This is a genomic window from Micromonospora sp. NPDC051296 (genome assembly GCF_040682255.1).
Taxonomy (GTDB): Bacteria; Actinomycetota; Actinomycetes; order Mycobacteriales; family Micromonosporaceae; genus Micromonospora; species Micromonospora craterilacus.
On record NZ_JBFBAO010000079.1, the window covers coordinates 1 to 21,624 of the forward strand.

Consider the following 21,624-nt stretch of genomic DNA (forward strand, 5'->3'; position numbering starts at 1 on the left):
ACTGGGTGACGTTGGAGGTGGTGGGCCGGCGCAGTGGTCGGACCGTGTCGTTCCCGCTGGTCGCCGTCGATTGCGACGGTGGGCGGAGGGGCCCCTCTCGCCGCGCGGCCCGCAGCACCTGCTGGCCGCCCCGTACGCCGGACGCTCCACTCCGGTCGTGGGCTGGGGTGGTCGCCGAGGACGGGGGTCAGCGGCGCCGGTCAGGGCACGGTCTTCTCGATCGCTGCCCGGCCGAGTTCGTTCAGCTCGCGCCGGGCCCGCTCGATGTTCTCGGGGGTGAGGTCCTGGCCCCGCGCCATCACCAGGTCCTCCGGCTCCCAGGGCTGCTCGGCGCCGGTGCGGATGTTGTCCCCGCCGGCGCCGGTGCCGGTCCCCGTCGCCCCGGTGCCGGCGGCGTACGGGTCGGCGAGGATGTCGTCGGTGGGCCGGCCACGATCGGCCCGCTCGTCCGGTTCGGCGAAGGCCGGAGTGTCCCGGTCGGCCCCGCCCCCGGTCATCAGCTGGGGGACGGCGGTCTCGTCGTCCACCGCCGCGGCCACCTCGGGGCGCTCCTCCAGCGGTCGTTCCCGGTCCCGATCCGTCATCGTTGCCGCCCTCCTGTCCACCGCCGATACCCTGGCCCCCTGCCAGGTACCCGCCTGGCCGGTCGCCATGCCTGGCGGGAGCGGGACAGCGCCGCCGCCAGATCGGGAAGCCGCGTGTGCCGGTACGACGAAGGCGGGCGCCCGGACCGGGCGCCCGCCTTCGTCGACGGTCAGCGACCGAGCACCCGGTCGAGGAAGTCGCGGTACTCGCGTACGGCCACCCGCAGCTGCTCGGTGTCGGTCGAGCCCGCCTCCTGCCAGCCGCCGAGCTTGCTCTTGTGCTCCGTCAGCGCCGCGGACAGGGCCTGCATGGCCTCGTCGACCAGGGACTGCGCCTCACCGGCCGCCGCCCGGGGGTCGTCCACGAAGCGCAGCTGGACATCGCGCCAGCGGTCCCGGAACCGCTGGGCCGTCGGCTCGTCGAACAGGGTCGCCGCCCCGACCGGCACGGCCTCCGCGGCGGCGGGAGCGACGTCGTCGGTGGGCTGCGCGTCCGGGTCGACCATGGTCGGCGTGGCGCTGCCGTACCCCGTCCCGCCGGCCGCCACCACCCCGGTACCGCCAGCGTTGTCGTCCGCGAGGTCGCGGTCGGTCCGATCGAACTCGGCGGTGGGATCCGCGCGCCACCCCTCGCGCGCACCGTCGACCGCGCCGTCGCCCGGCCGGGCGGTGCGTTCCTCGCGGGGGTCGGGCTCGTCTTCCGGGCGCGCGCTGGCCAGCGCGGATGCCGCCACCGCGCCGCCGACGGTGGTGGCGCCGAAGGTGGTCGGTACGGGACCCGGCTGGTGGAAGTCGGTCCGCTCGGCGTCGTCACCCGGGCGGTCCGCGTCGGTCTCCGACCGGTCGCGGTCCGTCGGCTCGTCGAGGTCGTCCGTCACGTCGCGGTTCGTCGGCTCGTCGAGGTCGTCCGTCACGTCGCGGTCGTCGGCGGTGGGCGGCACCGTCACCGGGGCGGACCGGACGGCCTCCGGGGCGTCGTTGTTGAGTTGCTGCTCTTCCTGCCGCATGGTGGTCTCCTCAGCGGTTCGTGGCGTCGTGGGCGGCGTCGGGATGGCGCTGCTCCGGCGTCCGGGCCGCGACCGGCTCTTCGCCGAGCAGATCGGCGAAGAGAGCGCGGTAATGGACGACGGCCTGGCGGAGGTCCTCGGTGCTGGCCTCGCCCCGGGAGTTGCGCAGGTGGATCTCGTGGGCGTCCCGGTAGTGGCTCAACGTGCGAGCGTGCTCGACGGACAGATGGGCGATCTGGTCGGAGAAGTCACCGGTCGGGTATCCGCGTTCGGCGATGAGCCGGGTGACCAGTTCGTCGGCTTGGCCGACGGTCTCGGCGGGGGAGTCGACGAAACGTACCTGGAGTTCCTCCCATGCCTCGGCGTACCGCGCGCGGGAGTCGGGGTCGAGTGGGACCAGTTGGAGTTCGGCGTGCCGGCGTTCCCGGTCCCGCAGTTCCCGCTCGGCCGCGCTGCGGCTGTCCTGCTCGGCGACGACGCGGTCGTACTCGGGGCCGAAGCGCTGCCGGAGCGTCCGGCGGCGGCCAGCCACCAGGACGGCCGCGGCGAGGGCGGCGACCACCAGGATGACGAGGACGGTGACGACTATCTGCGTGGGCGACATGGCTCCTCCTTCGCCTGCAGGTATTCCCTCCGTCCACTGATCGCCAATCCCGTTCCGGAGCACTTTCCTCGCCCGATTTGGCCGCGGCGAGCATCAGGGCTCAATACCGCGCGACCCCGGTGGCAAACCCGAGCCGATCCGAAATCTGCCTCCGGCCGCACTGGTGCGCCTCGTCGGATTCCGGCCGGCGTCGGTCATCCGACCGTTCGTTACTGTGCCGGTAGGCTCGACGGACGGTAGTGCAGGCGGCCCGGATTACGTATCCTGCCCAAGGCGCCCGAGCCGGCGTCCCGGCGGGGCAACCGGGGTGCGCCCCGGCGACGGCGCTGCCCGGCCGCGCCGGGGAGCCCTTCCAGCCACCCTTCCGGGCGAGGTCCGATTGAACACCCGCGACTGGCCGATCCGCTCCAAGCTGACCGCGTTGGTCGTCGTGCCGGTGACCGCGCTACTGGCACTGTGGATATTCGCGACCACCCTCACCTTCGGACCGGCGCTCGACCTGCTCGCCGCCCGGACCCTCCTCTACGACCTGGGCAGACCGGGCGAGACGGTGGTGGCCGAGCTACAGCGGGAGCGGCGGCTCTCGGTGGTGCACCTCGCCTCGCCCCGGTCGGCGTGCGACCAACCGTCGGCCGACTGTGTGCTGCCGGCGCTGGTCGAGCAGCGGGCCCGGACCGACTCGGCGGTGATCGAGCTGCGCCGCCGTATCGCGGGGGACAAGCTGCGCGACGCCGCCGGGGACCTGCTCGATGCCCGGCTGGACCGCCTGGTCAGCGAGCTGGACGCGTTGCCGGCCGGGCGCGGCTTCATCGACCGCCGGGACCTCGACCGGGCCGGTGCGATCGGCCTCTACAGCGGCATGATCTCTGCCGCCTTCCAGACCTTCGCCGCCATGGCGAACCTGCCGGATCATGATCTCAACCGGGAGGCACTGGCCCTGACGGACCTCGGTCGCTCCCGGGAGCTGCTGGGGCAGACCGACGCGCTACTGGCCGGTGCGCTGACCGGCGGGGGGTTCGCCGAGGGAGAGCACGCACTGCTCGTACAGGCCGTTGGCAACCAGCGGTTCCTGGCCGACGCCGCGGTGGCCGAACTGCCCGAGCCGGACCGAGCCGAGTACCAGCGGTTGACCGAGCAGGAGGCGTTCGGTCGGCTGCGGGCGATGCAGGACGAACTGGTCGCTGCCGCCCCTTCGGCCCGGCTCACGGTCGACCCGCAGGCGTGGCAGGACAGCTACCACACGGTGCAGCAGTCGCTGCGGGACTTCGAGCTGACCCAGGCCGACGGTCTGGCCGACCGGTCGGTGCCGATGGCGGTACGCACCCTGGCCCGGCTGGCCGGCGCCGGGTTGCTCGGGCTGATCGCCGTCGTGCTCTCCCTGGTGGTGGCGGTCCGGGTCGGCCGGTCCCTCGCGCGGCGGCTCACTCTGGTGCACAGCACGCTGAAGCAGGCCGAACAGCGGCTGCCGGAGGTGGTGGACCAGTTGCGCCGGGGCGAGCAGGTGGACATCGCCCGGGAGACGCCGGTGGCCGACCGGGGCGCCGACGAGATCGGCCAGGTCGCGCAGGCGTTCACCGAGGTGCAGAAGGTCGCCATCCGGGCCGCTATGGTCGAGGTCAGCCTGCGCCGTGGCCTCAACGAGGTCTTCCTGAACATCGCGCGGCGCAGCCAGGGTCTGGTGCACCGGCAGCTCGCCCTGCTCGACGGGTTGGAACGCGACGCGGAGGACCCGGACCACCTCGCCGAGCTGTTCCGGGTCGACCACCTCGCCACCCGGCTGCGCCGGCACGCGGAGGACCTGGTCATCCTCGCCGGTGCCGCCCCGGGGCGCGGCTGGCGCAACCCGGTCGCCATGGTGGACCTGATTCGGGGGGCGATCTCCGAGGTCGAGGCGTACGACCGGATCGAGATCACCACCGTGCAGCCCGCCGGTACGGTCGGTCGGGTGGTGGGCGACGTCATCCACCTGCTCGCCGAGCTGATGGAGAACGCCACCGCGTTCTCGCCGCCGGAGTCGCGGGTGGAGGTCTCGGGCGAGCACGTCGCGCACGGGTACGCGCTGTCGGTCTCCGATCAGGGTCTCGGCATGAGCGAGGCCGCCCTCGAGGAGGCCAACCGCAAGCTGAGTAGGTCCCCGGAGTTCGACCCGGCCGAGACGGCCCGACTCGGACTGTTCGTGGTGGCGCGGCTGGCCGGCCGGCACGGCGTACAGGTGCGGCTGCGGCCGTCGGAGGGGACCGGCCTGACCGCAGTGGTGCTGATCCCCACCGAGCTGATCACCGCTGAGCCCTCGCCGCTGCCCGAGCCGGACGCGCCGGTGGCCGACGACCAGGCCGCCAGTCCGGAGCAACGGCGGCTGGCCCGGGCGACGCGATTGACCACTGTCCCCCGGCCGCGTTCCCGATCGGCGAAGCGTGCGGAACCGACCCCGTCCGACGGGGCCGGGACACCTCAGACCGGCGAGCCGGTTCCTGCCATGCGCCAGGGCGGTCCGGCCCGTGGCTCGACGGTCGGCCCGGCCGAGGAGGCCGACGGCCTGCCCCGCCGGATCCGCCGGCGCGGCCCGGTCGCTGCGGCCGGAGCATCCGCCGCCGGGTCGCCGGCCGGTGCAGGTCCGGCGGGGCGGGCGGTACCGACCGCGGCTGATCGCGATCGAGGCGCGGTGGACTCGCCGACGGTCCGGCTGCCGGCGGTGATCGCCCGGTCCCGGCAGGCAGCGGCGCTCGACGGTCCGACCGTCCGGCAGCCGGTGGTGGTACCCCGTGGGCCGGTCGAGCCGCTCGGCGATCCGTCACCGCGCAGCCCGGAGGAGGCCCGCCGGGTCATGTCGGCGCTACAGGCCGGCACCGCGCGAGGCCGGTTGGCCGCCGTCGCCCGCGCGGACGCCGCCTCCCGGCCCGGGCCGGTGCCGGCGGGTACCGCTGGGCGGAGCAGCGACGGCGCGTCGGCCGCCGACCCGGCCCTCGTGGACGCTGCCGGCCGAACCGCGTCCGCCCCCGCCGGTCAGGGCGGGACCGCCGGTCAGGGCGGGACGGCTGACCAGGGCCGGGCCGCCGATCCGGCCGGGCCGGTGACTGTGAAATCCCCGACCGCGACTGAGAGGGACGCCTGATGCAATCGACGAGGCAGAGCGCCGATCTCGACTGGTTGCTCGACGATCTGGTGGAGCGGGTGCCGACCGCCCGGCGGGCCGTGGTGCTCTCGGCGGACGGGCTCCTGCTGGGCTCCTCCGCCGGGATGGACCGGGCCGACGCCGAGCACCTCTGCGCCCTGGCGTCCGGCCTGTCCAGCCTGGCCCGGGGCGCCAGCCGGCACCTCACCGGCGGGCCGGTCCGGCAGACCGTGGTGGAGATGGAGTCCGCGTACCTTTTCGTGACCGCGGCGGGGCACGGCGCGTGCCTGGCGGTGGCCAGCGACGCGGACGCGGACATCGGCCTGGTGGCGTACGAGATGGCGATGCTGGTGACCCGGGTGGGCGAGAATCTCGGGGTGCCGACCCGGGCGTCGGTGGGTGCCGCCGATGCGGACTGACTTACCCGGGCACGAGCATGAGTGGCTCGACGGCGAGGCCGGGCCGGTGGTGCGGCCGTACACCCTGACCGGTGGCCGGGTCCGGCCCAGCGTGGACGGGTTCGACCTGGTGGCGTACGTGCTGGCCACGCCGGACCCGGACCTTGCCGCCTACCCGGAACTGCACCCGGAGCACCGGCTGCTGGTGGAACTGGCCGGCCAGGGAACCCCGGTCGTGGAACTCGCCGCCGACCTGGATCTCGCCGTCGGCGTGGTCCGGGTACTACTTGGTGATCTGCTGTCCCGGGGACTGGTCGCCGTACACCAGCCGCCGCGTGCCACGTACCTGCCCGACAACGACATCCTCAAGGCGGTGGTGCATGGACTCCGTGCGTTATGACGGCGAGCGGCGGGGCCACCGGGTCCCGATCGCGCTGAAGATCCTCATCGCCGGCGGCTTCGGCGCCGGCAAGACGACGCTGGTGAGCGCGTTGAGTGAGGTCCGGCCGTTACAGACCGAGGAGATCCTGACCGGGGCCGGCGTCGACACCGACGACGTCTCCGGCGTGGAGACCAAGTCGACCACCACGGTGGCGATGGACTTCGGGCGGATCACCATCAACGACGACCTGCAGCTGTACCTGTTCGGCACGCCGGGACAGGACCGGTTCTGGTTCCTCTGGGACGAGTTGGCCTTCGGGGCGCTCGGCGCGGTGGTGCTCGCCGACACCCGCCGGCTGGCCGACTGCTTCCCGTCGATCGACTACTTCGAGCAGCGGGGCATCCCGTTCGTGGTCGGGGTCAACTGCTTCGACGGTTCCCGGCGGTTCAGTCTGGAGGCCGTACGACGGGCCCTGGATCTCGACCCCGACGTGCCGATGGTGCTCTGCGACGCCCGCGACCGGCAGTCCGGTAAGACGGTGCTGATCTCCCTGGTGGAGCACGTCGCCCGGCAGCGGGGTGAGCCGGTGCCGGCGGCCTGACCGCCGTCGGGCCGGTGGCGCGCGCTGCGGCGCGTCGAGGATTGGAGGTCTAACCCGACGTTGTCGGGGGAAGGCTTCCGGTGGGATCGGCGGAGTGGTCGGCGGAGGGCGGAACCCGGTGGCAGGTCGAGAGCAGGTCGTTCACATCGGCGGGTACACCGCGCACAGTGGCGGGCGCGGCACCGGGATCGTCGCCGCCCGGCGCGATCCGGAGAGCGGCGCGCTGACCGCGCTGGGCACGGTCGCGGTCACCGCGTCGCCGTCCTTCCTCGCCCGTCATCCGACCCGGCCCGTGCTGTACGCGGTCAACGAACTGCCCACCGGTGAGATCAGCGCGTTGGGGGTGGACGCCGACGGCGGCCTGGCCGCGATCGGCTCGTGGCCGACCGGCGGCGCGGAGCCGTGCCACCTGGCGGTCGCACCGGACGGCACCCATCTGTTCGTCGCGAACTACGGCAGCGGCAGCGTGGCGGTCTTCCCGCTCGACCCGGACGGGACGCCGGGCGAGCGCACCGACCTGGTGACACACCAGGGGCACGGGGTCGACCCGGAGCGTCAGGAGCGGGCGCACGCGCACATGGTCTCGCCGGGGACCGGGCGGCAACCGCTGCTCGCCGTCGACCTCGGCACCGACTCGATCTACCGGTACGACCTCGACGGCGCGTCCGGACGGCTGGTGCCCCGGGCACCGCGGGTGCGTACGGCGTCGGGAGCCGGTCCCCGGCACCTGGCCCGGCACCCGGACGGGCGGCGCTGCTACGTCTCCGGCGAATTGGACGGCTCCGTCCTGGTGTACGACCTGACCGACGACGGCGCCCTGCACCAGCAGGGGCGGGTCGACGCCAGCGGCCGGGCCGGGCACGTCCAGCCGTCGGAGATCGCCGTCGGCGCGGACGGGCGCTTCCTCTACGTCTCGAACCGGGGGGTAGGCACGGTGGCCGTCTTCGCACTCGGTGCTGGGCCGCCGGAGCTGGTCGACGAGGTGGACACCGGTGGCGAGTGGCCCCGGCACTTCGTGCTGGTCGGGGCGCACCTCTACGTCGCCGACGAACGGGCGGACATGGTGCGGACCTTCCGGGTCGACCGGAAGAACGGCGTGCCGGTGGCGGTCGGGGAGCCGCTGCCGGTTGCCAGCCCCACCTGCGTTCTGCCCTGATCGTGGGCGTTGGACATTGATGCATCCACATTGCGCCGTTGACTCATCACTCAACGTTACTAAATGGCGGTAAACTGTTTCTCCTCTGTAACTTTCGACCGAACGGCCATGGCAGTCCATCGGTCGGGTACGCAAGATGGTCTGCGTGTCAGCAGGCCGCCATCGCATGCGTTCAGGTTTTCACGGCGCCGCCGCAGCAGCGGCGGTCGGCGTACTCATCGTCACGGCTGGTGGGTGGGTGGGCTACCGCCAGCTCGCCGGCCAGGACTGCTCGGGCAAGATCGAGTTGTCGGTCGCGGTAGCGACCGAGCTCGCCCCGGCGGTCGACGAGGCGGCCACCGAGTGGGAGGCGAAAGGCGCGGCGGTCGACGGGACCTGCATCGACGTGACGGTCGCGGCCTCCGACGCGGTCGAGGTGGCCGCGGTGGTGGCGGCCAAGCACGGTGCCAGCCTGGCCGGGGTTGGTCAGGCGAGCGGCACCGCGGTCAGCCCGGACGTCTGGATCCCGGACTCCTCGACCTGGTTGCTGCGGCTCCAGACCGGTGGTGCGGCGGCCTTCGATCCGGGTAACGGTGCCTCCATCGCGAGCAGCCCGGTCGTCGTCGCCATGCCCGAGCCGATCGCCACCCGGTTGGGCTGGCCGCAGAAGGAACTCGGCTGGACCCAGCTGCTGGCCCGGGTCAACAGCGACCGGCCGCTGAAGACGGGCATCGTCGAGCCGACCCGGGACGCCGCCGGCCTGTCCGGTCTGCTGTCGCTGATGACCGCCGCCGCGGCGTCCGGCGGCGCCACCGCCGAGCAGGACCGCATCGGCGCGCTGCGCGCCCTGGCCTCGGGCGCCTCGGCGCTGCGCCAGGATCTGCTCGCCAAGTTCCCGACCGCCTCGGACAACACCACCCTGGCCAGCGCGCTCGGCGCGGCGGCACTGTCCGAAGAGGACGTCATCCAGTACAACGCCAAGAAGCCGCCGGTGCCGCTGGCGGCGCTCTATCTGAAGCCGGCGCCGTTGCCCCTGGACTACCCGTACGCGGTGCTGCCCGGCATCGAGCCGACCAAGGCGGCCGCCGCGCGGGTGCTGTTCGAGGTGCTCACCACCCCGTCGTTCAAGGACAAGCTGGCCACCCAGGCGCTGCGGGGGCCGGACGGCAACTGGGGCAACGGCTTCAACCCGCCGCAGGGCGCGCCGAGCCCGGCCAGCGGTGACGCCTCCGCCGCGCCCCCCGCGAAGGGCGGCATCGCCGCGGGTGGGCTGGCCCCGGACGCGGTGGAACGAGCCGTCTCCAGTTGGTCCATCGCCACCCTCTCCGGCCGGATGCTCGCCATCATCGACGTTTCCGGATCGATGAAGAAGCCCGTCCCGACCGCCGACGGGGCGACCCGGCAGCAGGTCACCGCGGAGGCGGCTCGGCGCGGCCTGAACCTGTTCGACGACTCGTGGTCGATCGGTCTGTGGGAGTTCTCGACCAACCTGGTGGGCTCGCGGGACTACCGCGAGGTGGTGCCCATCGGTCCGCTGTCCCGGCAGCGCGGTGCCCTGTTGCGCGGCCTGGACTCGATCAGCTCGACGAGTGGCGACACCGGCCTGTACGACACGTTGCTGGCCGCCTACAGGGATGTCCAGCAGAACTGGGAGCCGGGCAAGGTCAACTCGATCGTGCTCTTCACCGACGGCAAGAACGAGGACGCCAACGGCATCTCGCAGAAGGATCTGCTCGCCGAGCTGAAGAAGCTCCGGGACCCGGACCAGCCGGTCCAGGTGATCATCATCGGCATCGGCAACGAGGTCAGCAAGTCGGAGCTGGAATCCATCGCGACGGGCGCCGGGGGCAATGCCTTCATCGCCGAGGACCCGACCGGCATCGGCGACATCTTCCTCCGGGCGATCGCCCTGCGCAAGGCGCCCGCCTGAGCCGTCGAACAGGAACGGGGGCCTGTGATGCCGGTGAAACCGGTGCCACAGGCCCTTTCTGGTCGTACTCTGCCTTCTGAAGTGACGGCAATACGTCCAAAGTAATCGGCCGCCATAGTTGTCAGGGCAGGATGTCGTCGTGCACCCGGCAGCTCCCGGCCTCCATCCAGGCCGGGCCCGGGCCGTCGGCGAGCCAAGTGGGAGGGCTGGTGACCTCGGCGACGCTGTTGACCCCCGCCAGATCGTCATCGCGACCGGACGACGCCTCGTCGACCGGGTCGCTGCGCACCGACCAGCGGAGCTACATCCGAGCCCTGGTCGTGCTCGACGCCACCGTGCTGACCCTGGCGGTGCTCGTCGGGTACGCGGCCCGCTTCGGCGAGGCCGCGCCAAGCGGCACGCATGTGCCGTACGTCCTGGTCGCCCCGGGGCTCGTGCTGGCCTGGCTGATCTCGCTGAAGGTCCTGCGCTGCTACGACGACCGGGTGATCGGCTACGGCGCGGACGAGTACCGGCGGGTCAGCATGGCCGGCCTGCGACTGGCCGGGGCCACCGCGATCGCCGGCTACGTCGCCGACGTCGGTGTCTCCCGCGGTTTCCTGGCGATCTCGTTCGCCGTCGGCACGGTCGGTCTCGAGGTGGCCCGGTTCGCCGCGCGCAAGCGCCTGCACCGGGCCCGGTCGCGGGGCGCGGGTTGGTCGCGGCGGGTGCTGGTGGTCGGCGACACCGCGCATGTGCTGGAGCTGGTGCACACCCTGCGCCGCGAACCCTACGCGGGCTATCAGGTGGTGGGCGCGTGCATCCCGGACGCCCTGCTGGCCCCGGTGGCGCAGCGGCTCGACGACGTGCCGGTGGTCGGCTCGTTCCGTGGCATCCCGGAGGCCGCCGCCGCGATCGGCGCGGACACGGTCGCCGTCACCGCCTGCGGGGAACTCACCGCCACCCGGCTGCGGCGGCTCGGTTGGCAGCTGGAGGGCACCGGCATCGACCTGGTGCTGGCCCCGGCGCTGACCGACGTCGCGGGTCCCCGCATCCACACCCGTCCGGTCGCCGGCCTGCCGCTGATCCACGTCGAGGCACCGGAGTTCCGCGGCGTGCGCAAGCTGGTCAAGGGCTTCGTCGACCGGTCGGTGTCGCTGGTGGCACTGGCCCTGCTGCTGCCGTTGCTGGCGGTCATCGCGCTGGCCGTCAAGCTGGACAGCCGCGGCCCGGTGCTGTTCCGCCAGACCCGGGTCGGGCAGGGCGGCCGGGAGTTCGGGGTCTTCAAGTTCCGCACCATGGTGCTCAACGCGGACGTGCTGCTGGCGGAGCTGGCCGCCCGCAACGAGACCGACGGCCTGATGTTCAAGATGCGTCACGACCCGCGGGTGACCCGCGTCGGCCGGCTGCTGCGCAAGTGGTCGCTGGACGAGCTTCCGCAACTGGTCAACGTGCTGCTGGGGCAGATGAGCCTGGTCGGTCCACGACCACCGCTGCCCTCGGAGGTCGCCCGCTACGACGGCGACGTGGCCCGCCGGCTACTGGTCAAACCCGGGATCACCGGGCTCTGGCAGGTCAGCGGCCGGTCGGACCTGAGCTGGGAGGACGGCATCCGGCTGGACCTCTACTACGTGGAGAACTGGTCGCTGACGGCCGACCTGACGATCCTGTGGAAGACCCTCGGTGCGGTGGTCAACAGTCGGGGCGCGTACTGAATCCGCCGCCTCACGGCTGCGGGCCGAGCCAGTCCAGGCAGACCACCACGGCGTCGTCGGTCAGGTCGCTGGCGACGAACGCCCGCAGGTCGCCGAGGAGGGAGCGGACGGCGTCCAGCGGGGACATCGGCCCGGTACGGCGCAGCATCCGGTCCAGCGCGCTCGCGCCGTACCGCACGTTCTGCCCGGTCGCCTCGACCACCCCGTCGCTGAGCATGAACAGCCGGTCGCCGCGCTGAAGCTGGAGGTGCTGCTCGCGATAGAGCGTCCCGTCGAACATGCCGAGTGGGAACTGCTCCTCCAGCGGCTGCACGCTGACCTCGCCGTCGCGCAGCAGGACCAGCCGGGGTGAGCCCGCGTCAACGGCGGTGAGCAGCCCGCTGCGCAGGTCGATCTCGAGCAGCAGGGTGGCGAGGTACTGCTCACCCCGATGCAGGGCGTAGATCGCCTGGTCGGCCAGCGCGGCCTGGTCGGCCAGCGAGATGCCGGCCCGGCGGGCGTTGCGCAGCGCGCAGGTGGCGAGGGTGGTGAGCATCGACGCGGCGACGCCCTCGCCCATGCCGTTGATCGTGGCGGTCCAGACCCGCTCGCCGTCGTCGGACCAGTCGAAGCTGTCGCCGCGCACCGCGTACGCCGGTTCCAGTTGGCCGGCCAGGCTGAAGGAGGGGCGGGTCCGGCTACGCCCGGGCAGCAGTTCCCACTGCACCTCGGCGGCGAGGGTGAGCCGCCGGCTGCGCCGGGCGGTGCGGTACACGTCGGTGCCGGGGTCGACCGCGGTCAGCTCGTGGGCCAGCGCGGTGGCGACCTCGGCCAGCCCGGCCAGCAGGCCCTGGTCGGCGACCGGCGAGACCCGGAGCACCCCGCGCCGTTCGCCGCGCATGCTGACCGGCAGGTATCCGGTGCCGTCGGCGTACACCGGGGTCTGGTGATCGAAGCAGCGCCAGGCGGGGTGCCCAGGCGTCGTCACCTCCTCCCCGTCGGTGAGCGGGAGCAGCGCTGCCAACCGGTAGTCCACCTGGAGAAGTTCGGTGTCGGTGATGCCGTACTCCTGGTCGAGCAGCCCGGCGATCCGCCGCACGAGTAGGTCCGCGGGGGCGTCGGTGAGAGCGGCGCGGGCCTGGTCGACCGGTTCGCTCATGCTCTCTCCTTGATCACAAGCCCATCCGCCGACAGAATCGGAGTACGCTCAGGCCCACCATGGCGGAACTGCATGGTCCACCGGGACCCGAGATGAGTATGGCTGCCGAGCTGGATTCCGCGGCAGGCGCCCTGCTGACCGTCTGGGACGGTGCGCGGGAGCGAACGGCCAACCGGATCTCCACCGCCCAGCTTCGCGCCGTCATGCTCGTCGAACGGCAGGACGGGATCAACCTGCGCCGGCTGGCCGCCGGGCTGGACATGCTGCTCTCCTCGGCCAGCCGGCTCTGCGACCGGCTGGTCGCCGCCGGGATGCTGGAGCGGGAGCCGGGGCGGGCGGACCGGCGGGAGATCTCGCTGCATTTGACCGCCGAGGCCCGCCGACTCCTCGCCGAACTGCGCGAGGACCGCCGCCAGCACCTGGCGGCGATCCTGGCCGACATGACCCCGGACGGGCGTCAGGCGCTGCTGCGCGGGCTGCGGGAGTTCGACGAGGCGGCCCGCGCGCGGGTCGTCCGGGCCGTGTCGCCGCTGGTGCCGCAGCCGGAGCAGCCCCACGCGGAGCAACTACCGGAGGGCCGCAACGGTATGGACCGCGGCACCGACCCGCCGCGTGGCTGGCCGGCGGGGGAGGCTTCCGTCTGCCGGACGGCCTAGCTAGCTAGAGGCGGGCCAGCCAGCCGGCTGGGCGCGCGATGATCCGGCGTACCACCGAACCGGCCGCACCCACGGCGGCGGCCGTGGCACCGAGAGCGGCCGGGCGGACGGTCACCGGTGACCAGGCCGCCGTGAGCACCCGGCGCTCGATCTCGGCGAGCATCGGCGGCCGGAGCCAGGGGAAGAGCGGGGCGTAGCCACCGCCGAGCACCACGGTGTCGAGGTCCAGCAGGTTGACCACGCTGGCCACGGTGACCCCGATCGCCGTCCCGGCCTCGTGCAGGGCGTGCAGCACGGCGGGATCGCCGGCCTCGGCGAGCTCGGCCAGCCGGGTCGGCGCGGTGTCGGCCGGCAGCTCGGCCCCGACCAGGCCGGCCGCCGAGAGGATCGCCTCCTGCCCGGCGTAGCGCTCCAGGCAGCCGCGGCCGCCGCACCGGCAGGGCGGTCCGTCCGGGCGGACCGGGATGTGGCCGATCTCGCCGCTCCAGCCGCGGGTGCCCCGGAACAGGGCCCCGTCGAGCACGATCCCGGCGCCGATGCCGACCTCACCGGAGATGTGCAGAAAGCTGCCCGGCCCGCCGCCGGCGTGCAACTCGCCGAGGGCGGCGAGGTTGGCCTCGTTGTCCACCACCAGTGCCGGCACGCCGTCGACGGTCTCGGTCAGCGGCGGATGGCCGGCCAGCAGCTCCGGCACCGGCACGTCGCGCCAGCCCAGGTTCGGCGCGAGGCGGACCTGGCCGGCGTCGTCCACCAGCCCGGGCACCCCGAGCGCGGCACCGGCCAGGGTGAGGCCCTGCGCCTCGGCGTCGGCGCGGGCGCGGGCGGCGAGCCGGGCCAGCCGGCCGAGCGCGTCGCCCGGGGCGACCGGCCGCAGGTCGGCCCGGTGCACCGTGTGGTGCCGGACCTCGCCGGCGAGATCGACCACGCAGGCGGCCAGGTAGTCGACGTTGATCTCCAGACCGAGCCCGGCCGGACCGTCTCCGGCGAGCACCAGGCCGCGGGCCGGCCGGCCGGCACCGGCGCGGGGTGTCGGCGCTGCCTCGGTGACCAGCCGGCCGGCGACGAGGTCCTCCACCACGGCCGAGACGGTGGCCCGGGTCAGCCCGGTCTCGGCGGCCAGCGCGGCCCGGGACGGCGGGCGGTCCGCCGCGGCGATCCGGCCGAGTACGAGGGCGAGGTTCAGCTCGCGCAGGCTGCCCTGCCGCGCGGCGCCGGCCGGAGCTGCGGTTTGGTTCACCTCTTGACACTGCCACACCGCGGTCATTTAATTCAACCACTGAACAAATAGCGGCGACACCACCGGAGGTCTGCCATGGCATCCCGTCCCACCCCCGCCGACAAGTTCTCCTTCGGGCTCTGGACGGTCGGCTGGCAGGGCCGAGACCCGTTCGGCCACGCCACCCGCGCGCCGCTGGACCCGGTGGAGTCGGTGCACCGGCTCGCCGAGCTGGGCGCGTACGGCGTCACCTTCCACGACGACGACCTCATCCCGTTCGGCGCGGACGCCGCCACCCGCGACGCCCAGATCGCCCGGTTCCGCAAGGCGCTCGACGAGACCGGTCTGGTGGTACCGATGGTCACCACCGACCTCTTCCAGCACCCCGTCTTCAAGGACGGCGGCTTCACCAGCAACGACCGCGAGGTGCGGCGGTTCGCGCTGCGCAAGGTGCTGCGCAACGTCGACCTCGCCGCCGAGCTGGGCGCCCGCACCTTCGTCATGTGGGGCGGCCGGGAGGGCGGCGAGTACGACGTGGCCAAGGACGTCCAGGCCGCACTGGATCGCTACCGCGAGGCCGTCGATGTGCTCTGCCAGTACGTCATCGACCGCGGCTACGACCTGCGCTTCGCCCTGGAACCGAAGCCCAACGAGCCGCGCGGCGACATCCTGCTGCCCACCGTCGGGCACGCCCTGGGGTTCATCTCCACCCTCGCCCACCCCGACCGGGTCGGGCTGAACCCGGAGGTCGGCCACGAGCAGATGGCGGGGCTGAACTTCGCCCACGGCATCGCCCAGGCGCTCTGGCAGGGCAAGCTGTTCCACATCGACCTCAACGGCCAGCGCGGCGTCAAGTACGACCAGGATCTGGTCTTCGGCCACGGCGACCTGCTCAACGCGTTCGCCCTGGTCGACCTGCTGGAGCACGGTGGCCCGAACGGCGGCCCGGGTTACGACGGCCCGCGCCATTTCGACTACAAGCCCTCCCGCACCGAGGACGTCGACGGGGTCTGGGCCTCGGCGGCGGCGAACATGCGCACGTACCTGCTGCTCAAGGAGCGGGTCGCGGCGTTCCGGGCCGACCCGGAGGTGGCCGAGGCGCTGGCCGCGAGCAAGGTCACCGAGCTGGGCGTGCCGACCCTGGGCGACGGTGAGGGCTACGCCGGGCTGCTCGCCGACACCGCCGCGTTCGAGGAGTTCGACGCCGATGCGGTCGCCGCCCGGGGCTTCGGCTTCATCCGGCTGAACCAGCTGGCCGTCGAGCACGTGCTCGGCGCACGCTGAGGCGGTCGGCATGCCGCTCGTCGCCGGGGTGGACTCCTCCACCCAGTCCTGCAAGGTGGTCGTCCGGGACGCGGAGACCGGCGTCCTGGTCCGGCAGGGCCGGGCGCCGCACCCGGACGGCACCGAGGTCGACCCCGCGGCCTGGTGGTCCGCCCTGGTGGCGGCGGTCGACGCCGCGGGCGGGCTGGCCGACGTCGCCGCGGTCTCCGTCGCCGGCCAGCAGCACGGCATGGTCTGCCTGGACGAGGCGGGGGACGTGGTCCGGCCGGCGCTGCTGTGGAACGACACCCGGTCCGCCGAGGCCGCGACCGAGCTGGTCGAGGAGGCCGGGGGCGGGCCGGCCGGGCGCCGGTTCTGGGCCGACGCGGTGGGCCTCGTGCCGGTGGCCAGCTTCACCGTGACGAAGCTGCGCTGGCTGGCCCGGCACGAGCCGGCGAACGCCGACCGGGTGGCCGCGGTCTGCCTGCCGCACGACTGGCTGACCTGGCGGCTGGCCGGCGCGCCCGGCCTGGCGGCGCTGCATACCGACCGCAGCGACGCCAGCGGCACCGGCTACTGGTCCCCGGCCACCGGCGAGTACCGCCTCGACCTGCTGGAGCGGGCGCTCGGCCGGGTGGTGCGGGTGCCGACGGTGCTCGGCGCCGCCGAGGCCGCCGGACAGCTGTCCGGCGCTGCGCCGTTCGGGTCGGGCGGTGGGCCGCTCCGGTCGGGCGGGTCGGCCGGCGTACCGCTCGGGCCGGGCGCCGGGGACAATGCCGCCGCCGGGCTCGGCGTGGGCGCCGGCCCCGGCGACGTGGTGGTCTCGATCGGCACCTCCGGCACCGTGTTCAGCGTCGCCGACGCGCCGGCCGCCGACTCGACCGGCATCGTCGCCGGCTTCGCGGACGCCACCGGCCGGTTCCTGCCGCTGGTCTGCACGCTCAACGCGGCCCGGGTGCTGGACGCGGCGGCCGCGATGCTGCGGGTGGGGCTGGACGAGTTGGCCGAGCTGGCGCTGACCGCGCCGGCCGGCGCGGACGGGCTGGTCATGGTTCCCTACCTGGAAGGCGAGCGCACCCCGAACCGTCCGCACGCCACGGGCGCGGTGCACGGGCTGACGCTGCGTACCTCGACCCCGGCGCACCTGGCCCGGGCGGCCGTGGAGGGGATGCTCTGCGCGCTCGCCGACGGGCTCGACGCGCTGGCCGCCCAGGGCGCGGCCGTACGGCGGGTCATCCTGGTCGGCGGCGGCGCCCGCTCCCTGGCCGTACGCCGGATCGCGGCGCAGGTCTTCGGCTGCCCGGTGGTCGTCCCGCCGCCCGGCGAGTACGTCGCCGACGGTGCCGCCCGCCAGGCCGCCTGGCTGGCGCTGGGCGGCTCCGCACCGCCGTCGTGGTCGCCGTCCGGCACCGAGGAGTACGCCGCCGAACCGGTCCCCGCCATCCGGGAGCGCTACGCGCAGGCCCGGGAACGCCACCTGGACCGTTGATGCCCCGGTGATCGGTCCGTTATCTGGTCCTGGTTGGCTGCCGACATGACCTTGAGCAGGCGCCGGCCCGCGCGGGTGTGGGGTGGGGGCGGGACGCACCGGTTCTACAGCGTCGTGGTCTTCGTGCTGCTCGCCTCGCTGGACAACGTGGCGATCGGTCTGGTGCCCCCGCTGTACGGCGCGATCGCGGATTCCTTCGAGGTGTCACGACGCCTGCTCGGCCTGGTCACCGCGGCCAGCTTCCTGGTCAGCGCGGTGGCGGCGGTCGGCTGGGCATACTTCGGCGACCGCACCAACCGCAAGCCGCTGCTCATGATCGGCACGCTGATCTGGGCGGCCGGGACGGGCGGCAGCGGGCTGGCCGCCAACTATCCCACGTTCCTGGTCGCGCAGTTGGTCGCCGCGGTGGGGCTCGGCGCGGTCGGGTCGGTCGGCTTCTCGGTCGTCACCGACCTGATCTCGCCCCGTCGGCGGGGCCTGGTGATGAGCTTCTGGGGGCTGTCCCAGGGCATCGGCACGCTGGCCGGCACGCTGGTCGGCGGGCTCCTCGGCGCCGTCGACTGGCGCCGGCCGTTCCTGGTGCTCACCGTCGCCGGCCTGGTCGCCACGGCGGCGTACCTGTTCACGTACGACATCCGGCGAGGCCAGAGCGAGCCGGAACTGGCTGGTGCCCTGGCCAGCGGCGCGGAGTACGACTACCGGATCAGCCGGACCGACCTGCCCACCATCCTGGGCCGACGGACCAACCGCTGGCTCATCCTGCAGGGTCTCACCGCGCAGGCCGCGTTCGGCTCGCTGGTCTGGCTGCCGGCGCTGTTCGAGGAGCGGGCGCGGGACCAGGGGTACTCGTCGGCGACCGCGATCGTGGTGGGCAGCGTCTTCGCCACCCTGTTCCAGCTCGGTGGGGTGCTCTCCATCGTCGGTGGCCTGATCGGCGACGCGCTGCAACGGCGTACGCCCTCCGGGCGGGCCATGGTCGCCGCGGTCGGCATCCTCGCTGCGGTCCCGTTCTACCTGGTGTTGTTCTTCGTGCCGATGCGCATCAACGTGCCCGACGGCGCCGGTACCGGCGCGGTGGTGCGGGCGGTGCTGGGCAGCGTGGTAACCGAGCCGACGGTCGGGCTGAGCCTGCTCACCGCGCTGCTCGCGTTGGCACTGACCTCGGCGAACTCGCCGAACTGGTTCGCGCTGATCGCCGACACGAACCCGCCCGAGCACCGGGGCACGGTCTACAGCATGGGCAACCTGGTCAACGGGGTGGGTCGGGCGGCCGGCAACGGTCTGGTCGGGGTGGCCTTCCACGGCCTGCGGGCGGCCTTCCCGCCGCCGCTGAACTACGCGGTCGGGCTGGCCGCCTTCCAGCTCTTCTTCATCCCCACCGGCGTCATGTACTGGCTGGCCGCCCGCACCTCACCCAAGGACATCGCCGACGTGCGGGACCTGCTGCACACCCGCGCCGAGCGCCTGTAAGGAAGGGCCCCTTATTAACGTCTGGTGTAGAGCAGGGGCCCCTTATTAACAAAGAACCGCCGGGTCCGGCCTGAGCTTCGCCGCGCGGTGTTAACAAGGGGCCCTTCCTCTACCTGAGGCGTTAATAGGGGGCCCTTCCTTACACCTCAGCCGGCGCGAACCCAGACGGTTACGTCGGTGGGCACGGCGCCGTCGTCGGTCAGCGGAGCACTGCTGTGCACCAGCTCGCCGCTTGGCGCCGGGACGGCGGCGGTGCCGAAGTTGGTCAGCACGACCAACCCGCCGTTGCGGAAGGCCAGCACCTCGTCGCCGGAGGACAGCCACTCCAGCGTGCCCCGGCCCAGCCCGTGCGTACGGCGTAGCCGCAGCGCCGCCCGGTACATCTCGTACGTCGAGCCGGGCACCCCGCGCTGGCGGTCCAGCGCGTACTCGGCCCAGACCGGCGGCTGCGGCAGCCAGCTGGCGTCGGTCGGCCCGAAGCCGTACGAGGGCGCGTCGGCCTCCCACGGGATCGGCACCCGGCAGCCGTCCCGGCCCCGCTGGGTGTGCCCGCTGCGCGCCCAGGTCGGGTCCTGGCGGGCCTCGTCCGGCATGGTGGTGTGCTCCGGCAGCCCCAGTTCCTCACCCTGGTAGAGGTACGCCGAGCCGGGCAGGGCGAGCATCAACAGGGTGGCCGCCCGGGCCCGGCGCAGGCCGGTCGCGGCGTCCGGCTGCTCGTCGCCGATCCCGATGCCGTTGGGGCGGGCGGTGCCGACCGGCAGGCCGAGCCGGGAGGCGTGCCGCACCACGTCGTGGTTGGACAGCACCCAGGTGGTGGGGGCGCCGACCGCATCGGTGGCCTCCAGCGACCGGGTGATCACCGCGTACTGGGCCGGGGCCGTCCACGAGGCGAGCAGGTATTCGAAGTTGAACGCCTGGTGCATCTCGTCCGGGCGCACGTAGCGGGCCAGCCGCTCGGCCGGCTCCACCCACGCCTCGGCCACCAGGATCCGCTCACCGGAGTAGCTGTCCAGCAGCCGCCGCCAGTCCCGGTAGATCTCGTGTACGCCGTCCTGGTCCCACATCGGTGGGCGGGGCTTGTCCGTCTCCGGCCCGGACAGGATCTCCTGCGGCTCCTGCCAATCGGCCAGGTCGGCCTGCTTGACCAGGCCGTGTGCCACGTCGACCCGGAACCCGTCCACCGCACGATCCAGCCAGAACCGCAGCACGTCCAGGAACTCGGCCCGCACTTCGGGGTGGTCCCAGTTCAGGTCGGGCTGGCCGGAGTCGAACAGGTGCAGGTACCACTGCCCGTCGGCGACCCGGGTCCAGGCCGGCCCACCGAAGACGCTCTGCCAGTCGTTGGGCGGCTCGGTGCCGTCCGGCCCCCGGCCGTCGCGGAAGACGTAGCGCTGCCGCTCCGCGCTGCCCGGCCCGGTGGCCAGGGCGGCCTCGAACCACCGGTGGGCGGAGGAGGTGTGGTTGGGCACCAGGTCGACGATCACCCGCAGCCCGCGGGCGCGGGCCTGCGCGATGAGCTGGTCGGCGTCGGCGAGCGTACCGAACAGCGGCTCGACGTCCCGGTAGTCGGCCACGTCGTACCCGGCGTCGGCCTGGGGCGACGGATAGAACGGGGAGAGCCAGATCGCGTCGACACCCAGCTCGGCCAGGTGGTCGAGGCGGGCGGTGATCCCCGGCAGGTCGCCGATGCCGTCGCCGCCGGAGTCGGCGAACGAGCGCGGGTAGATCTGGTAGATCACCGCCTCGGTCCACCAGCCGGTGGCCGGGTCGGCGGGCGGGGACTGGTGCGTCGCGTTGTCGTTCAGGGCGTACTCCCATGGTCGAGCCGTGCGGGCCGGCGGGCGACGGTGGCGAATGTCGTTCAGTGTGCCCGCGGGGGTGCGGTCGATTCCCGTACGACCAGCCGAGTGGGCAGGATCACCGGTGAACCCGGTGCGATCATGCCGGGCTCGCCGGTCCGGGCGCCGAGCGGGTCGAGCAGCATCTTGGCGGCCAGCCGGCCCTGCTCCGCCGCCGGCTGGGCGATGGTGCTCAGCCCGAGCACCCCGGAGAGCGCGTGGTCGTCGATGCCGATCACACTGACGTCCTGCGGGACCCGCAGGCCGGCGTCGCGCAGCGCGGTCAGCGCACCCATCGCCATCTCGTCGCAGGCGGCGAAGATGGCCGTGGGCGGGTCACCCCGGCGCAGCAGTTCCTCGGTGGCCCGGGTGCCGCCGGCGATGTCGAACTGCGACTCCACGTCGAGACTCGGGTCGGGGCGCAGCCCGGCGTCGTGCAGCGCTGCCTGGTACCCCCGGCGCCGGTCCAGGTGCGCGGTGAAGGCGAGTTCGTCGTCGGGGTCGCCGGAGATGTGCGCGATCCGTCGGTGACCGAGATCCAGCAGATGCCGGGTGGCGGTCTTCGCGGCGGCCACGTCGTCGATGCGTACGCAGGGCCAGCCGGGCACGGTCGTGCCGGAGCTGATGGTCACGCCGGGCAGGTCCAGCGCGGCCAGGGTGGTCAGGTCCGCGGCCCGCAGCGGGGTGGCGACGAGCATGATCGCGTCCACCCGCTTGTGCAGGTTGGCGGCGCGCAGCAACCGCTGCCGGTTCTGCTCCCGCCCGCCGAGGTTGTGCAGCAACAGGTCGTAGCCCGCGTGGTGGAAGAAGTCCTCGACCGCCTCCACGACGACCCCGAAGAACCATCGGGTGATCCGGGGGACCACCACCGCCACGGTGCCGGTCCGGCCGCCGGCGAGCCGGGACGCGCTCGGCGAGATGACGTACTGCAACTGCTCGGCGGCGGCCAGCACCCGTCGGCGAGTGGCCGCCGACACCGTCGGCAGCCCGCGTAGTGCCCGGGAGACGGTGGCCGTGGAAACTCCGGCCAGCCGGGCGACGTCGTCGATCTTAGTCACGGTAACCCCGCTCACGTCCCGCGTCGTGCCGCCGCCGGTGGCCGGCGGC

At 73.4% G+C, this 21,624-nt stretch carries 18 protein-coding genes; 11 read left to right on the top strand and 7 right to left on the bottom strand.

Going from position 1 to position 21,624, the window contains the following annotated elements:
- Positions 1 to 200 precede the first annotated feature (200 nt).
- From AB0M52_RS11630 to AB0M52_RS11640, 3 genes are all read right to left on the bottom strand, one after another.
- Positions 201 to 584: a hypothetical protein gene (locus AB0M52_RS11630; RefSeq protein ID WP_363952140.1), complete on the bottom strand. Its 384-nt coding sequence runs from the start codon at positions 582 to 584 to the stop codon at positions 201 to 203.
- Between the two features lie 170 nt (positions 585 to 754).
- Positions 755 to 1,591 (bottom strand): hypothetical protein, encoded by an 837-nt coding sequence (locus tag AB0M52_RS11635; RefSeq protein WP_363952142.1) that lies wholly within the window; start codon positions 1,589 to 1,591, stop codon positions 755 to 757.
- Between the two features lie 10 nt (positions 1,592 to 1,601).
- Entirely contained in the window at positions 1,602 to 2,195 is a 594-nt protein-coding gene (locus AB0M52_RS11640; RefSeq protein WP_363952144.1) for a hypothetical protein, read from the bottom strand.
- 379 nt (positions 2,196 to 2,574) lie between these two features.
- On the opposite strand from AB0M52_RS11640, the gene AB0M52_RS11645 reads away from it, so the two are divergent.
- The 7 genes from AB0M52_RS11645 (at position 2,575) to AB0M52_RS11675 (ending at position 11,447) form a co-directional block, all read left to right on the top strand.
- Complete coding sequence (locus AB0M52_RS11645; RefSeq protein WP_363952147.1) at positions 2,575 to 5,307, top strand: nitrate- and nitrite sensing domain-containing protein; 2,733 nt, start codon at positions 2,575 to 2,577, stop codon at positions 5,305 to 5,307.
- Positions 5,307 to 5,726, top strand: coding sequence for a roadblock/LC7 domain-containing protein (locus AB0M52_RS11650; RefSeq protein ID WP_363952150.1), 420 nt, complete (start codon positions 5,307 to 5,309; stop codon positions 5,724 to 5,726). Before AB0M52_RS11645 ends, AB0M52_RS11650 begins: the two co-directional genes overlap by 1 nt.
- Entirely contained in the window at positions 5,716 to 6,105 is a 390-nt protein-coding gene (locus AB0M52_RS11655; RefSeq protein WP_363952152.1) for a DUF742 domain-containing protein, read from the top strand. The genes AB0M52_RS11650 and AB0M52_RS11655 overlap by 11 nt, the downstream gene beginning before the upstream one ends.
- Complete coding sequence (locus AB0M52_RS11660) at positions 6,086 to 6,688, top strand: ATP/GTP-binding protein (protein WP_363952154.1); 603 nt, start codon at positions 6,086 to 6,088, stop codon at positions 6,686 to 6,688. Before AB0M52_RS11655 ends, AB0M52_RS11660 begins: the two co-directional genes overlap by 20 nt.
- A 118-nt stretch (positions 6,689 to 6,806) precedes the next feature.
- On the top strand, positions 6,807 to 7,844 hold the full coding sequence (locus AB0M52_RS11665; protein WP_363952157.1) for a lactonase family protein: 1,038 nt from the start codon (positions 6,807 to 6,809) through the stop codon (positions 7,842 to 7,844).
- A gap of 145 nt (positions 7,845 to 7,989) precedes the next feature.
- A complete protein-coding gene (locus tag AB0M52_RS11670; protein ID WP_363952160.1) occupies positions 7,990 to 9,753 on the top strand; it encodes a VWA domain-containing protein in 1,764 nt (587 codons plus the stop codon).
- 209 nt (positions 9,754 to 9,962) lie between these two features.
- The gene (locus tag AB0M52_RS11675; protein ID WP_363952162.1) at positions 9,963 to 11,447 is read left to right on the top strand and encodes a sugar transferase; all 1,485 of its coding nucleotides are present in this window, start codon (positions 9,963 to 9,965) and stop codon (positions 11,445 to 11,447) included.
- A 10-nt stretch (positions 11,448 to 11,457) separates the two neighbouring features.
- On the opposite strand, the gene AB0M52_RS11680 is transcribed toward AB0M52_RS11675, so the two are convergent.
- Positions 11,458 to 12,585, bottom strand: coding sequence for a PP2C family protein-serine/threonine phosphatase (locus AB0M52_RS11680; protein WP_363952166.1), 1,128 nt, complete (start codon positions 12,583 to 12,585; stop codon positions 11,458 to 11,460).
- A gap of 92 nt (positions 12,586 to 12,677) precedes the next feature.
- On the opposite strand from AB0M52_RS11680, the gene AB0M52_RS11685 reads away from it, so the two are divergent.
- Positions 12,678 to 13,241 carry a MarR family transcriptional regulator gene (locus tag AB0M52_RS11685; protein WP_363952169.1) on the top strand — a complete coding sequence of 188 codons (564 nt, stop codon included), beginning with the start codon at positions 12,678 to 12,680 and terminating at the stop codon, positions 13,239 to 13,241.
- Between the two features lie 4 nt (positions 13,242 to 13,245).
- Here AB0M52_RS11685 and AB0M52_RS11690 read toward each other — a convergent pair whose 3' ends face one another.
- On the bottom strand, positions 13,246 to 14,505 hold the full coding sequence (locus AB0M52_RS11690) for an ROK family transcriptional regulator (protein ID WP_363952172.1): 1,260 nt from the start codon (positions 14,503 to 14,505) through the stop codon (positions 13,246 to 13,248).
- 48 nt (positions 14,506 to 14,553) lie between these two features.
- Between AB0M52_RS11690 and xylA the strand changes: the two genes are divergently transcribed.
- The 3 genes from xylA to AB0M52_RS11705 are packed head-to-tail and all read left to right on the top strand — an operon-like array spanning position 14,554 to position 18,679.
- A complete protein-coding gene (gene xylA, locus AB0M52_RS11695) occupies positions 14,554 to 15,741 on the top strand; it encodes a xylose isomerase (protein ID WP_363952175.1) in 1,188 nt (395 codons plus the stop codon).
- 10 nt (positions 15,742 to 15,751) lie between these two features.
- Positions 15,752 to 17,209, top strand: coding sequence for a xylulokinase (gene xylB, locus AB0M52_RS11700; protein ID WP_363952178.1), 1,458 nt, complete (start codon positions 15,752 to 15,754; stop codon positions 17,207 to 17,209).
- A gap of 45 nt (positions 17,210 to 17,254) precedes the next feature.
- The gene (locus tag AB0M52_RS11705) at positions 17,255 to 18,679 is read left to right on the top strand and encodes an MFS transporter (RefSeq protein ID WP_363952179.1); all 1,425 of its coding nucleotides are present in this window, start codon (positions 17,255 to 17,257) and stop codon (positions 18,677 to 18,679) included.
- A gap of 146 nt (positions 18,680 to 18,825) precedes the next feature.
- Here AB0M52_RS11705 and AB0M52_RS11710 read toward each other — a convergent pair whose 3' ends face one another.
- Together AB0M52_RS11710 and AB0M52_RS11715 are read right to left on the bottom strand one after the other, a co-directional pair.
- Positions 18,826 to 20,484 carry a glycoside hydrolase family 13 protein gene (locus tag AB0M52_RS11710; protein WP_363952180.1) on the bottom strand — a complete coding sequence of 553 codons (1,659 nt, stop codon included), beginning with the start codon at positions 20,482 to 20,484 and terminating at the stop codon, positions 18,826 to 18,828.
- Between the two features lie 56 nt (positions 20,485 to 20,540).
- On the bottom strand, positions 20,541 to 21,575 hold the full coding sequence (locus tag AB0M52_RS11715; protein WP_363952182.1) for a LacI family DNA-binding transcriptional regulator: 1,035 nt from the start codon (positions 21,573 to 21,575) through the stop codon (positions 20,541 to 20,543).
- Positions 21,576 to 21,624: the final 49 nt, after the last annotated feature.